At 62.7% G+C, this 12,208-nt stretch carries 14 protein-coding genes; 7 read left to right on the forward strand and 7 right to left on the reverse strand.

The annotated features are described in order from the left end of the window. Nucleotides 1-302: 302 nt before the first annotated feature. From hisG to hisS, 3 genes are all read right to left on the reverse strand, one after another. On the reverse strand, nucleotides 303-998 hold the full coding sequence (gene hisG, locus QD408_RS17440) for an ATP phosphoribosyltransferase (RefSeq protein WP_414140159.1): 696 nt from the start codon (nucleotides 996-998) through the stop codon (nucleotides 303-305). Continuing rightward, nucleotides 995-2,116, reverse strand: coding sequence for an ATP phosphoribosyltransferase regulatory subunit (locus QD408_RS17445; protein WP_088680584.1), 1,122 nt, complete (start codon nucleotides 2,114-2,116; stop codon nucleotides 995-997). Before QD408_RS17445 ends, hisG begins: the two co-directional genes overlap by 4 nt. Before the next feature lie 174 nt (nucleotides 2,117-2,290). Further along, nucleotides 2,291-3,814: a histidine--tRNA ligase gene (gene hisS, locus QD408_RS17450; protein WP_414140160.1), complete on the reverse strand. Its 1,524-nt coding sequence runs from the start codon at nucleotides 3,812-3,814 to the stop codon at nucleotides 2,291-2,293. Nucleotides 3,815-3,952: 138 nt separating this feature from the next. Between hisS and QD408_RS17455 the strand changes: the two genes are divergently transcribed. From QD408_RS17455 to QD408_RS17465, 3 genes are all read left to right on the forward strand, one after another. Beyond that, a complete protein-coding gene (locus QD408_RS17455; protein WP_414140161.1) occupies nucleotides 3,953-4,708 on the forward strand; it encodes a hypothetical protein in 756 nt (251 codons plus the stop codon). Nucleotides 4,709-4,788: 80 nt separating this feature from the next. Next, entirely contained in the window at nucleotides 4,789-5,172 is a 384-nt protein-coding gene (locus QD408_RS17460; RefSeq protein ID WP_414140162.1) for a hypothetical protein, read from the forward strand. Between the two features lie 75 nt (nucleotides 5,173-5,247). Further along, nucleotides 5,248-5,607: a DUF305 domain-containing protein gene (locus tag QD408_RS17465; RefSeq protein ID WP_414140163.1), complete on the forward strand. Its 360-nt coding sequence runs from the start codon at nucleotides 5,248-5,250 to the stop codon at nucleotides 5,605-5,607. Between the two features lie 257 nt (nucleotides 5,608-5,864). On the opposite strand, the gene QD408_RS17470 is transcribed toward QD408_RS17465, so the two are convergent. After that, nucleotides 5,865-6,914 (reverse strand): aldo/keto reductase, encoded by a 1,050-nt coding sequence (locus QD408_RS17470; RefSeq protein ID WP_414140164.1) that lies wholly within the window; start codon nucleotides 6,912-6,914, stop codon nucleotides 5,865-5,867. A gap of 238 nt (nucleotides 6,915-7,152) precedes the next feature. On the opposite strand from QD408_RS17470, the gene QD408_RS17475 reads away from it, so the two are divergent. Further along, on the forward strand, nucleotides 7,153-7,857 hold the full coding sequence (locus QD408_RS17475; protein WP_088680578.1) for an HAD family hydrolase: 705 nt from the start codon (nucleotides 7,153-7,155) through the stop codon (nucleotides 7,855-7,857). A gap of 121 nt (nucleotides 7,858-7,978) precedes the next feature. Here the strand turns inward: QD408_RS17475 and QD408_RS17480 are convergent, their stop codons facing one another. Continuing rightward, nucleotides 7,979-8,482, reverse strand: coding sequence for a hypothetical protein (locus QD408_RS17480; protein ID WP_414140165.1), 504 nt, complete (start codon nucleotides 8,480-8,482; stop codon nucleotides 7,979-7,981). Further along, on the reverse strand, nucleotides 8,479-9,108 hold the full coding sequence (locus QD408_RS17485) for a DNA-3-methyladenine glycosylase I (RefSeq protein WP_414140166.1): 630 nt from the start codon (nucleotides 9,106-9,108) through the stop codon (nucleotides 8,479-8,481). Before QD408_RS17485 ends, QD408_RS17480 begins: the two co-directional genes overlap by 4 nt. Nucleotides 9,109-9,336: 228 nt before the next feature. Here QD408_RS17485 and QD408_RS17490 point away from each other — a divergent pair, with 228 nt between their 5' ends. From QD408_RS17490 to QD408_RS17500, 3 genes are all read left to right on the forward strand, one after another. Beyond that, nucleotides 9,337-10,083, forward strand: a complete 747-nt coding sequence (locus QD408_RS17490; RefSeq protein ID WP_414140167.1) for a L,D-transpeptidase — start codon at nucleotides 9,337-9,339, stop codon at nucleotides 10,081-10,083. A gap of 135 nt (nucleotides 10,084-10,218) precedes the next feature. Then, complete coding sequence (locus QD408_RS17495) at nucleotides 10,219-10,911, forward strand: L,D-transpeptidase (protein ID WP_414140168.1); 693 nt, start codon at nucleotides 10,219-10,221, stop codon at nucleotides 10,909-10,911. 122 nt (nucleotides 10,912-11,033) lie between these two features. Beyond that, nucleotides 11,034-11,708: an outer membrane protein gene (locus tag QD408_RS17500; protein ID WP_088680829.1), complete on the forward strand. Its 675-nt coding sequence runs from the start codon at nucleotides 11,034-11,036 to the stop codon at nucleotides 11,706-11,708. Nucleotides 11,709-11,731: 23 nt separating this feature from the next. Here QD408_RS17500 and QD408_RS17505 read toward each other — a convergent pair whose 3' ends face one another. Beyond that, nucleotides 11,732-12,172 carry a hypothetical protein gene (locus QD408_RS17505; RefSeq protein WP_088680574.1) on the reverse strand — a complete coding sequence of 147 codons (441 nt, stop codon included), beginning with the start codon at nucleotides 12,170-12,172 and terminating at the stop codon, nucleotides 11,732-11,734. Between the last annotated feature and the right edge of the window lie 36 nt (nucleotides 12,173-12,208).

Raw genomic sequence — 12,208 nt, forward strand, 5'->3', positions numbered from 1 at the left:
ACATAGGAAGGTCCTGCCTGCGAAGACCCATCATGCGGCGGCCGTGTGCCGACCGCGCAGACAACCCTGCTCCCGGCGCTGGACAGCTTTGAAGACAACATCGCCCAACCAATCGAATCCACCGCGCTACGCCGTCCCCAAAAGCGGCGCCGATGCCTAATGACAAAACAGCCTTGACTAAGGCAATGCGATTAGACAACCGCTGCACACTTTTGCTGGAATTGCTCTAGCAGACATCCTCCCGCAAATACGAAACCCGCCGTCATCCGACGGCGGGTTTTTCTATGCCTCGATGATTGAGATCAGAGGACGGCGCGCACCGCGTCGATGATCGCCTGCACCGCCGGCTCATCCGCATGGCTTTCCCGGCGGGCGCGCACGAGGCAGGCCTGTGAATGCAGGATGACGCCGTCCTGGAGCACCTTCAGGTGGTTGGCGCGCAGCGTCGAGCCGGTGGAGGTGATATCGACGATGATATCCGCCGAACCGGACGCGGGCGCCCCTTCGGTCGCGCCGAGGCTTTCGACGATGCGGTAAAGCTGGATGCCGTGCTGGCTCGAAAAGAACTGCTGGGTCAGCCGCCAGTATTTGGTGGCGATGGCAAGGCGCCTGGAGTGGCGGGCGCGGAAATCGGCAGCAACATCGCCGAGATCGGCCATGGTCTCGACGTCGAGCCAGATCTCAGGCACGGCAACGACGACATCGGCATGGCCGAAGCCAAGGCGGGCGCAGAATTCGACGCGCTTGTCGACCTCTGCAAAACCTTCCCGCATCAGATCCTCACCGGTGACGCCGAAATCGACGGTGCCGTTGCCGAGCTCACGGGAAATTTCGGAAGCCGAGAGGAAGGCGACCTCGACATCGTCCCGGCCTTCGACGCGGCCGCGATAGGAGCGGTCGTTGCCGACGGCCGTGATCCGCAAGCCGGCACGTTCGAAGATCGCCGAAGCGTCGTCCTTCATCCGGCCCTTGGAGGGAAGCGCGATGGTGATGGTCATGCGGCTGCCCTTTCGGTTTCGATGCGGTCGAGCCAGAAGGAGAAGCCGACGGCCGGAATGCGGTCCGTCGCACCGAGGAACGTCAGGAGCTTGTCGAAGCGGCCGCCGCCGGCCAGAACCGCGGCCGAACCCTCCGCCTTCACCTCGAAGACGAGGCCGGTGTAATAGTCGAGCGGCCGCCCGAAGGCGGCGCGGTAGCCAAGACTGGAGAGATCGACGCCGGCATTGGCAAGGGCCGCGACCCGTCCGTTGAAACGGGAGAGCGCGTTGCCGAGTTTCAGGCCGGCCGCGTCGGCGAAACCGGCAAGGGCCGCGGACGCGTTGACGAGCGGCACGTCGAGCGACAGGAATTCTTCCAGCACGTGGAAGGCCGCGTCGTCGAGACGTGTTTCGGAGAGGATCAACTTTTCCCTCAGCCTGCGGGCGATTTCCAGCGGCGAGCGGCTGGCATTGGTCGAGTAACCCGTCGCCTGCATTTCGTGCTCGATATGGGCGATCAGCGCCTGTTCGTCGCCTGCTGCGACAAGCCTGGCGATATCGTCGTCAAGTCCGGTGACGAATTGCGGGCTGACGAGGCTGGCGAGCAGCGCCTCCAGCTGCGTCATGTTGCCGAAGGCATGGATCAGGCGCTTCTGCCAGCCGAGCGGCAGGCCAAGCGCCTGCACGACCGCCTCGAACACCGCCTGATCGCCAAGTGTCACCGACAGGCGCCGGCCCGGCAGCAGACGGGCGAGAATGCCGGTGGCGTCGCCGATGGCGCGGGCATCGGCGCTGGCAAGATTGATATCGCCCAGATCCTCGATGCCGGCCTGATAGAATTCGTTGGCGCCGTCGCGGCGCTGGCGGAAAACCTCGCCGAGATAGGCATAACGTTTCGGCGTGCCGGTCGCGGTTTCGATATGGCGCAGACAGACGGGAATGGTGAATTCGGGCCGCAGGCAGAGGCTGGCGCCGGTTTCGCTCTCGGTCATGAAGATGCGGCGGCGAAGGTCTTCGCCGGCGATGTCGAGGAAGGGTTCGGCCGGCTGGATGACAGGCGTGTCGATGCGCTCGGCGTTACGCGTGGTAAATTCGGCCAGCAGGTCGGCGGCGAATTCGGGGAGGTTGATCAGGGGCATTGGATCGCTCCCGGGAGAAGACCCCTCCCCAACCCCTCCCCACAAGGGGGAGGGACTAACTCGCGGCAACCGTCGAAACGAATCGAGAGCGCCGTGGGCGAAGCGAACGTCGAGTTGGGCACAACGGCGCCGCGTGAAGCCCCTCCCCCTTGTGGGGAGGGGTTGGGGAGGGGTCTACTGCGCATTCGTCGCCCTCTTCCGATCCTCCGCCTGCGCGGCAAGGATCTCCTTCACCTTGGCGACGAGATCGGCTTCAGCAACCGTCTCCTGCGCCACGCGGGCTTCGCGCCAGCTGGCATTGTCCTCGATCTCGCCGGAGAGCCGCTTGCCCTCGATCAGATCCTTGATCTGCACGACGCCCTCGGCGCGTTCGTCGCCGCCCTGGATGATGGCGACGGGGCAGCCGCGGCGGTCGGCATATTTCAGCTGGTTGCCGAATTTCTTCCAGTTGCCCTGGAACATCTCGGCCCGGATGCCGGCGGCGCGCAGTTGCTGCGTCATCTTCTGGTAGCGGCCCATCGCCTCGACGTCGCCGTCCATGACAGTCACCAGCACCGGCTCGATGACCGCGCTCGCACCGAGCTTGCCGAGGTTCTTCAGCGCCGTCATCAGGCGCGAGACGCCGATCGAAAAGCCTGTCGCCGGAACCGGCTGGCCCATGAAGCGGGAGACGAGGCCGTCATACCGGCCACCGCCGCCGACGGAGCCGAAGACGACCTTCTCGCCCTTCTCGTTGGTGACGTCGAACAGAAGCTCGGCTTCGTAGACCGGGCCGGTATAATATTCGAGGCCGCGAACGACCGAAGGGTCGATCTTGATGCGGTCGGAGCCGTAACCGGCGCTCGTGACGAGCGCGCCGATGAAATTCAGCTCCTCGACGCCTTCGACACCCTTGGAGGTTCCGGCGACGAGTTCGGCAAGGCTTGCTGCGCTTTCGGCATAATCCTTGATGCCGACGAAGAACAGCACCTTGTCGATCTGCTCCTGATTGAGGCCGGCGCCCTTGGTGAAGTCGCCGGATTCATCCTTGCGGCCGGGACCGAGCAGCAGCGCCACACCTTCCGGCCCGAACTTGTCGAGCTTGTCGATGGCGCGCAGCACGTTGAGCCGCTGGCCGGCCTTGTCGTCGCCGCCGAGACCGATCGCCTCCAGCACGCCGTCCAGAACCTTGCGGTTGTTGACGCGGATGACGTAGTCGCCGCGCTTGATGCCGAGAGCTTCCAGCGTATCGGCCATCATCATGCACATTTCGGCATCGGCCTGAACACCAGGCGCGCCGACCGTATCGGCGTCGAACTGCATGAACTGGCGGAAGCGGCCCGGGCCTGGCTTCTCGTTGCGGAAGACATAACCGGCGCGATAAGTGCGGTAGGGAAGCTGGATCTCGTTGAAATTTTCCGCGACATGACGGGCGAGCGGCGCCGTCAGGTCGTAACGCAGCGACATCCATTGCTCGTCGTCGTCCTGCAGCGAGAAGACGCCCTCGTTCGGCCGGTCGCTGTCGGGCAGGAACTTGCCCAGCGCATCGGTATATTCGAACAGCGGCGTTTCCACAGGATCGAAACCATAATGCTCATAGACTTCCCGGATCTTTGCCGTCATCTCGTTGACGGCGCGGATATCGTCGGCCGCACGGTCGACGAAGCCGCGCGGCAGGCGGGCCTTGAGCTTTTGCGGTTTCTTCTGCTTGTCGTTCATTTCCGGGAGTTCCGCTGACTGTGACAGTGGCGGTTTCCTAACCGATCGGGCGGGGAGCGGCAAGGGCGAAGGGTCTTGATGTGGCTGCGAGAATCGATTGAACGAAGGGGCATCCATCAGCAATGCGGGATATGCATCATGATCGCTGAAGCGCTTCTCTATGCCGCGACCTTGCCGCTTACCGGCAAGCCGCACCGAAAGTTCATCCGCTATTCCGTCAATCTCTGGTCCCGCGCCGGCCGCTGCGCCAAGGATTGGGCTGGGCATGAAGAGATGAGCCGCGATGCGATCCGGGCGGCGGCGGCCGGTCTCAGGCAGAAGCGCACCGCCGTGGTGCTCGGTTCCGGCCTGTTGCGGGACGTGCCGATCGAGGAACTGGCAAGGAGCTTCGACACCGTCGTCCTCATCGATCTCGTTCATCTCGCCTCGGTGCGCCTGTGGCTTACGGCCAAAGGCTATCGCAATATCAGGCTGATCGAGCGCGATCTTTCCGGCTATGACGAGCTTGCGGCCGGAGGCGAGCCGGAACCGCTCGGCTTCCTGCGCTCCGTGCCCTATCTCGATTTCGTGGTTTCCGCCAATCTGCTGTCGCAGATCGGCCGCGGCGTGAAACGGCGGCACGAGGCCGACGCCGGTCGAATGCCTGAAGATACCGTGGAAAGGCTGATCGGCGCGCATCTTGACGGGCTCTCGGGGCTTGCCTGCCGCCATTGCCTGGTGACCGATATTTCCTATGCCGTCATCGACCGCAACGGCAAAACGCATGAGGAGGCCGACCTGCTGCACGGCGTCTCGCCGCCACCGGCAAAAGCAGCCTGGACATGGCCGGTCGCGCCGCTCGGCGAGGAAAGCAGGGATTACCGCATCGAGCACAGGGTCGTCGCCGCCTGGTAAAAAGCGGGGCGGCGACCGCGATCGATCGAGATTCACGCTCCGGACTTGGTTTAAGCCGGCATGTGCCTACATAGAAGACCATGCGCACGCTCGCTCTGATAACGATGATACTCGGCTGGCTGGTCTACAGTGCCATGTCCGCATGGGCGGGGTGTCCGACATGCGCATCAATGAACGGGCCGGCGACGGCGAAGTCCGCCTCCGTGGACCAGGGCACCATGGACCACGCGATGGCGGGGATGGATATGCCCGAAGCGGCGGGCCAGGCAAAAGCTTTGCAAGATCCCTGCGCTACCGGCAGGGCGGCGCATATGCCGCTTTGCGCAGCCTGTCTGCTGCTGCCGCCGGCGGCTATGGCGACCGCTGGCGCAAAGCCGGTTTTCGCCTATCCCGCTCCGGCGCTTGCCCGCGTTCTCTATGACAACCGCCCTGCTCCGCTGGCGCCCCCTCCCCGACTGGCCTGACCTCGCATTCATTCATGCAGAATGGCAGCGATGGCTGCCCGGGAAATCTATCGTCAGACAGAGGAAGGAACTCTCATGTCTTTGAAAATCATCGCCCTCACCGCAATGTTCGCCACCCTTGCCGTCCCCGCCCTTGCCGAAGACATGCCGATGGACATGAGCAAGCCGATGGCCGGCCACGATGCCTCCAGCCAGGCGTTCAAGATGGCGAACGACAAGATGCATAAGGATATGATGATGAAATATAGCGGCGACGCCGATACGGATTTCGTCCGCGGAATGATCCCCCATCATCAAGGCGCGATCGATATGGCCAAGATCGAGCTGCAATACGGCAAGGATCCTGAGATCCGCAAGCTCGCCGAAGCCGTGATCAAGGCGCAGGAAGCCGAGATCGCCGAGATGAATGCCTGGCTCAAGGCCCACGGCAAGTAACATGATTAAGGGAAGGGAGCGCCTGTTTCAGGCGTTCCCAGAGGCTGCTGACAAACCGCGGCAACACCCACGACGTCATCCTCGGCCTTGTGCCTGGATCTACGCAGCTCCAATTAAGCATCTGAACATAAATGTTTCCTGTCAAACAATTGCGGGGGTTAGATGCTCGGCACAAGGCCGAGCATGACGGAGGAGACTTTGTCAACAAACTGGGGAACGCCTGATATCAGGCGTTTCCCAGCAGTTCAGCCGCGCTGTCAGCCCTTCGGTTCGAAATCGGCCGGGCGGCGGCCAGCGCCCTGTCGCGCCAGCATCCAGGCGGGATATTCGGGCGCAAGGGCGCTCACCTCGTCGAGCCTCTTCATATCCCCCTCATCAAGCTTCAGCTTGACCGCCGCCAGGTTCTGGTCGAGCTGGTCGACACGCTTGGCGCCGATGATGACAGAGGTGACGAAAGGCTTGGCGAGGATATAGGCGAGCGCCACGGTGGCGACGCTGACGCCGTGCTTTTCGGCGATTTCGCGCATGACAGCGACGCAGGCCCAGGCCTTGTCCTTGTCGACCGGCGGGAAATCGAAATTGGCGCGGCGGCCCTCGCCGTTGCCGGGCGCGCCGGGACCGTATTTGCCCGAGAGCAGGCCGCCGGCAAGCGGCGACCAGACCATCAGGCCGAGCTTCTCCTCCTGCATCATCGGCACGATATCGCGTTCGAGATCACGGCCGGCGATGGAATAATAGGCCTGCACGCTCTCAAAACGGGCAAAGCCGCGGCGTTCGGAGAGGCCGAGCGCCTTGGAAATGCGCCAAGCCTGCCAGTTGGAGACGCCGATATAACGCACGAGGCCGCGGGAGACGAGATCGTCGAAGGCCCGCAGCGTCTCCTCGATCGGCGTGACCGTATCGGTCGCGTGGATCTGGTAGAGGTCGATATGATCGGTCTGCAGGCGCTTCAGGCTCGCCTCGACGGAATCCATGATGTGGCCGCGCGAGGCGCCGCGGTCGTTCGGCTTGTCGCCCATGACGCCATAGACCTTGGTGGCGATGACGACGTCCTTGCGGGGCACGTCGAGGTTCTTCAGCGCCTGGCCGAGCAGCCTTTCGGACTCGCCGAAAGAATAGACGTCGGCCGTATCGATGAAATTGACACCCGATGCCAGCGAGCGCTCGACGATCCGGTCGGCGGCATTCTGGTCGACGTCGGCGATGGCGCCCCAGGCGCTGCCTTGCTTGGCTTCGCCGAAAGTCATGGTGCCCAAACAAATTTCCGAGACGAAAAGTCCCGTATTTCCGAGCTGATTGTAACGCATGGTCGAAAATTCCCTTGTGTCTGCCGCAAGAGGGGCTTGCGAACTGGCGAACTTCATTTTTTGATTATTGGCCTGCGCGTGACAGGCACAGCCGTAGCTGGCTGCAGGGTGAGGCAACCTCGATGTAGTGCGGCGGCGGCGCTTTTCAACGCCGCGACTTGCCGCAGCTTGAGGTAATCGCCCTTGTCTCGACACAGGCGGCCGATAGATTGCCGGCCCTATTTCAAGAGGTGCGCATATGGCGACGCGTCCACTGACCACGATCGGCTTCGATGCCGACGACACGCTCTGGCAGAACGAACAATATTACCGGCTGACGGAAGAGCATTTCACGAAATTGCTTGCGGATTTCGCCGAAGGACCGAAGATTTCCGAACGGCTGCTGGAGGCGGAAAAACGCAACCTTCGCCATTACGGCTTCGGCATCAAGGGCTTCACGCTGTCGATGGTCGAGACGGCGATCGAAATCACCGAGGGCAAGGTCCCCGCAAGCGTCATCGCCAAGATCCTCGATACCGGCCGCGATCTGCTCAACCATCCGGTCGAGACCATGCCGCATGTGCGCGACACGCTGGAGGCGCTTGCCGGCAAATATCTGCTCGTCATGATCACCAAGGGCGATCTCTTCGACCAGGAGCGCAAGCTTGCCCAATCCGGGCTCGGCGACTTCTTCGACGCCATCGAAATCGTCTCCGACAAGACGGCCGTCACCTACCGCCGCATCTTCGCCAAGGTGGGCGACGGGCCGGAGCGGGCGATGATGGTCGGCAATTCGCTGAAATCGGACATCGTGCCGGCCATCGCCGCCGGCAGCTACGGCGTCTTCGTGCCGCATGAGCTGACCTGGGTGCTGGAACATGTCGACGAGCCGACGGAGGCGCCACGCTTTCGCAAGATCGGCCATCTCGGTGAATTGCGCGACCTGATCGACCGGCTGGCCTAAAGCGCCTCGCGATCTTTCAGATTCGCTCCCCGCGCTTTAGGTCTTTGTTTTTACGCATGTCGTTATCCGCAAAACCGCTGCACACTTTTGCGCGACATGCTCTAAGCCCGGATCGAAGCGCTTATTGCCTGGGGGGCGCCTTCGGAAAGAGCGATGGGCGCTCCGGCTCGGCCGCCGGCTGCGGCTGCTGCGGGGCGGCCGCCAAAGGCTCGATCAGGACGCTGAAGGGAGCGCCGAGGCCGCGGCGCGGCGAGACCTTGGAATAATAAGGCCGCAGCAGCCAGGTCGCGTTTTCCTTGACCGTCGTCTCGAAGTTCATGCCGTCTTCGTCGGTGCCGAAGAAAGCCTCGTCATCGGGTTTCGACAGGTCGAAAATCGCCAGAAAGGCATATTTGCTCTTCGTGGCAAAGCTGACCTTCACATGCTGGCCTGCGCGCACCGGCAGCGTATAGACGTGGCTGTTGCCGAACTTCGTCCAGCCCTTCAGCTGCATGGCGACCGCAGGGAATTGCAGCTTCTCCAGCTTCTCGCCCGGTTCGAGCTGCGGCGCCTGCGCCATGGCTGGGGCCGTCAGCAGAAACAGCGTAGCGGCGGCGATCATGGTTCTCATCAATGCATCTCTCATGGGCGCACCAGAGCGCTGCGCATCGCCTCCACCTCGGGCCGGCAATAACAGCCCTCCAGATGATCGTTGACGAGACCCATCGCCTGCATGAAGGCATAAACTGTGGTCGGGCCGACAAAGGTCCAGCCGCGTTTCTTCAGATCTTTCGAAATGACCGCCGACGTCGGCGTCGTCGGATTGGCGACGATGTGGTCCCGGTCGACCACAGCCGGCCGCTCGTTATGGCCGGGCTCGTAACGCCAGAAATAATGGGCGAGCGAGCCGAATTCGTCGCGGAGCTCGATGGCGCGCCTGGCATTGTTGATCGTGGAGACGATCTTGCCGCGATGACGGATGATGCCGGCATCGGCAAGGCAGCGCGCCACATCCCCCTCGCCGAAGAGGGCGACCTTCTCGAAATCGAAACCGGCGAAGGCGGCGCGAAAATTCTCCCGCTTGCGCAGGATGGTCAGCCAGGAAAGGCCGGATTGGAAGCCTTCGAGGCAGATCTTCTCGAAGAGGCGGATGTCGTCGGTGACGGGGCGGCCCCATTCCTCATCGTGATACCTGAGATAGTCCGGCAGGTTGGCGTGCCAGTGGCAGCGGCTCCTGCCGTCCTCGCCGATGATGATGCCAGTCGTGCTCATGTCCGCTTCGTTCTCCGGGGTCGGCCCCGTTCTCCGGTTCTGATTCCGGCTTTACCATTTGCAAACCGTCTTTCCAAACCGATCGATAACCCTGACGAAAAGTTTATCCGGTCGGTCGGCTTTTCATGATTCGATCTTTACCATTCGCTGGCGGATAGGGTGGCAGCGTCTCAGCGGGCGGCGATGTCCCGCCAGCGCATTTTCGGTCATTTGTAGAGAGTTCGTCCGATGATGAAACACCTTGTTCTCGCCGCAGCCCTTGCCGGCATCTTCTCCACGGCCGCCCTTGCAGACGACCGCTACGCCACCCGCCCGCCCGTCGTGCTCAGCCCCGACCTGACCGCACCATGGATCAATCAGCTCGGCGGCACGGTTCGCCCCGTCGTCTATCAGCGACCGGTCGTCCAGCGGCAGCAGCGCGGCCTCTTCCAGCGCCGCGCCCTGCGTCAGGCGCCGCAGGCGGCACCTCAGACCGTTTCGGCGATCAAGCCCGGCATACCGTCGATCCGCAATCCGATCGAGCCGCAATTCCTGCCGCAGATGGTCGACTACGACACCAAAGAAAACCCCGGCACGATCGTCATCGATACCAACAACCGCTTTCTCTACCTGGTGATGGAAGGCGGCAAGGCGCGGCGCTACGGCGTCGGCGTCGGCAAGCCGGGCTTCGAATGGGCGGGTGTCCACAAGATCACCCGCAAGACGGAATGGCCGGACTGGACGCCGCCTTCCGAGATGATCAGCCGCGAAGCCGCCAAGGGCCACTATTTGCCGGCACGCATGGACGGCGGCCCGGAAAACCCGCTCGGCGCACGCGCCATGTATCTCGGCTCGACGCTCTACCGCATCCACGGCACCAATGCGCCCTGGTCGATCGGCAGCGCCGTTTCTTCCGGCTGTATCCGCCTGCGCAACGAGGACGTCGTCGATCTCTACGACCGCGTCAACGTCGGAACCCGCGTCATCGTCATGTAACGGCGCCTGCAATAGCTTGGGGGCGGCAAGAACAAGCGGCCCCACTCGCCAAAATTGCTTTATCCGGCCATACCGATCTTGAATCGGGCAAAAGATCATGTAGCTTCGAGCGGATTTGCTTGAGGGGAACCAAATATGATCAAATTGATGCCGGGACTGGCCGCGGCCGGACTTGTCCTGTCCTTGATGTCTACGTCAGCCTTGGCCGCGCCTGCCGGCCCGGCTTCCGACGGCGCACAGCGGCCGGCGCAGATCGTGCGCGTGGCGCAGATGCCGAAATATGTGAAGCCGCAGTTCAAGCGCAAGAAAGTGCGCCTGGTGACGACGGAAGCGGTCGGCACCGTCATCGTCGATACCAACAACAAGTATCTCTACCTCATCGAGGGCAACAACCGCGCCACCCGCTACGGCATCGGCGTCGGCCGCGACGGCTTCGGCTGGTCGGGCATCGTCAAGATCGGCCGCAAGGCCGAATGGCCGAGCTGGACGCCGCCGGCCGAGATGCGCCGCCGCGAGGCCGCCAAGGGCCACATCATTCCCGCTTTCCAGGAAGGCGGCGAGGACAATCCGCTCGGCGCCCGCGCCATGTATCTCTACCAGGGCGGCCGCGACACCATCTTCCGCATCCACGGCACCAACCAGCCCTGGACGATCGGCCTCAACATGTCTTCCGGCTGCATCCGCATGATGAACACCGACGTAATGCATCTCTACGATCGCGCCCCCGTCGGCACCAAGGTGATCGTCGTCGGCCCCGGCAACCGCCAGGGCAAGGTGGCGTTCGAGGACAGGGGTATCGACGTGCTGCGCACGATGTTCGGCGGCTGAGCAACACTTTCGAAAAAACGAAAGGCGCGGTTTGACGCGCCTTTTCTTTTCCTTAGACTTTACGGCGGAAAGCTGGCACACGTGCCTAAGAGTCGACATATTTGCAATATCGGGGCTATTCAATGACATATGCGCTGCGTTCCTCCGCTTCCCTGCTTGCGGGCATCGCGCTTTTCACCATCTGTTCAGCAGCCTCCGCCTCGGCGGAAGATCTGGAATTCTCCATTTACGGCGGCTATCAGACAGCGCCGCACAGCGGCGTCGACGTCTCGGACGGCACGCATTTCACCGCCGGCTGGGAAGGCAAGTCCTTCGGCAGCCCGCCTTACTACGGCGGCCGCGTTACCTGGTGGCTCGAGAACTTCAACAAGCCGAACTGGGGTATTTCGCTCGATTACACCCATGACAAGGTCTATGCCGACGACGACACACTCGCCAAAGCGGGCTGGTCGCATTTCGAATTCACCGACGGCCTGAACCTGCTCACGGTGAACGGTCTCTATCGCTTCCAGGATCCGACCCGCCGCTGGACGCCCTATCTCGGCGCCGGTGTCGGCGTGAACATTCCGCATGTCGAAGTGATTCGCCCCGAGGGCAAGACCTGGGCTTACGAATTCGGCGGCGTGACGCTGCAGGCTCAGGCCGGCGTCGACTTCAAGGTGACCGAGCGCTGGTCGACCTTCGTCGAATACAAGGGCACCTATTCGCGCGTCGACGTTCCGATCGACAGCGGCGACCGGCTGAAGACCAACATCTTCACCAATGCCGTCAACGTCGGCGTATCGTTCCACTGGTAATGAATTGAAGTTCGGCTGCGGCGCTATTTCGTGCCGCAGCTGACCTTGCCCACGACGGCATAGGGCGCGCTGCCGCCTGCAATCGTCAGGGAATAGGTGCCGCCGAAATTTGCCGCGGCCTTGCCGCGCTCGCCGGCCACCACCACCAGATCCAGCGTTGCCCCGCCGGTATCGTCATCACCCCCGTCGAAGACTTCCAGGAGCAGATCGCCGTCATGGGACCAATGATTGGTCAGATGCTGCGATTCAAAAACACGCTTTCCGAATGCGGTCGCCTGGGCCGGATCCTTGACGACGATCGCGCCGCGGAAATGGTTGAGCCGATGGCCGGCATCGCTTTCGAAGCCGCTTTCGAGCGTGAAACGGGCCTGCTTGTCATCGGCCGAGCAGAAAAAGCGGCTGTCGGCGTGGGCCATGCCCGCCTGCCCGAGCAAACCCGCAAAAACAATCATTCCGCGCCACATCGCCTAACCTCCCGAGAACGGCCAGGCGGGCCGTCA

Source organism: Rhizobium sp. BR 249 (genome assembly GCF_047445895.1).
Taxonomy (GTDB): Bacteria; Pseudomonadota; Alphaproteobacteria; order Rhizobiales; family Rhizobiaceae; genus Rhizobium.

Coding starts and splice junctions, on each gene's coding strand:
- hisG (WP_414140159.1), bottom strand. CDS start 998: ATGACCATCACCATCGCGCTTCCCTCCAAGGGCCGGATGAAGGACGAC.
- QD408_RS17445 (WP_088680584.1), bottom strand. CDS start 2,116: ATGCCCCTGATCAACCTCCCCGAATTCGCCGCCGACCTGCTGGCCGAA.
- hisS (WP_414140160.1), bottom strand. CDS start 3,814: ATGAACGACAAGCAGAAGAAACCGCAAAAGCTCAAGGCCCGCCTGCCG.
- QD408_RS17455 (WP_414140161.1), top strand. CDS start 3,953: ATGATCGCTGAAGCGCTTCTCTATGCCGCGACCTTGCCGCTTACCGGC.
- QD408_RS17460 (WP_414140162.1), top strand. CDS start 4,789: ATGCGCACGCTCGCTCTGATAACGATGATACTCGGCTGGCTGGTCTAC.
- QD408_RS17465 (WP_414140163.1), top strand. CDS start 5,248: ATGTCTTTGAAAATCATCGCCCTCACCGCAATGTTCGCCACCCTTGCC.
- QD408_RS17470 (WP_414140164.1), bottom strand. CDS start 6,914: ATGCGTTACAATCAGCTCGGAAATACGGGACTTTTCGTCTCGGAAATT.
- QD408_RS17475 (WP_088680578.1), top strand. CDS start 7,153: ATGGCGACGCGTCCACTGACCACGATCGGCTTCGATGCCGACGACACG.
- QD408_RS17480 (WP_414140165.1), bottom strand. CDS start 8,482: ATGAGAGATGCATTGATGAGAACCATGATCGCCGCCGCTACGCTGTTT.
- QD408_RS17485 (WP_414140166.1), bottom strand. CDS start 9,108: ATGAGCACGACTGGCATCATCATCGGCGAGGACGGCAGGAGCCGCTGC.
- QD408_RS17490 (WP_414140167.1), top strand. CDS start 9,337: ATGATGAAACACCTTGTTCTCGCCGCAGCCCTTGCCGGCATCTTCTCC.
- QD408_RS17495 (WP_414140168.1), top strand. CDS start 10,219: ATGATCAAATTGATGCCGGGACTGGCCGCGGCCGGACTTGTCCTGTCC.
- QD408_RS17500 (WP_088680829.1), top strand. CDS start 11,034: ATGACATATGCGCTGCGTTCCTCCGCTTCCCTGCTTGCGGGCATCGCG.
- QD408_RS17505 (WP_088680574.1), bottom strand. CDS start 12,172: ATGTGGCGCGGAATGATTGTTTTTGCGGGTTTGCTCGGGCAGGCGGGC.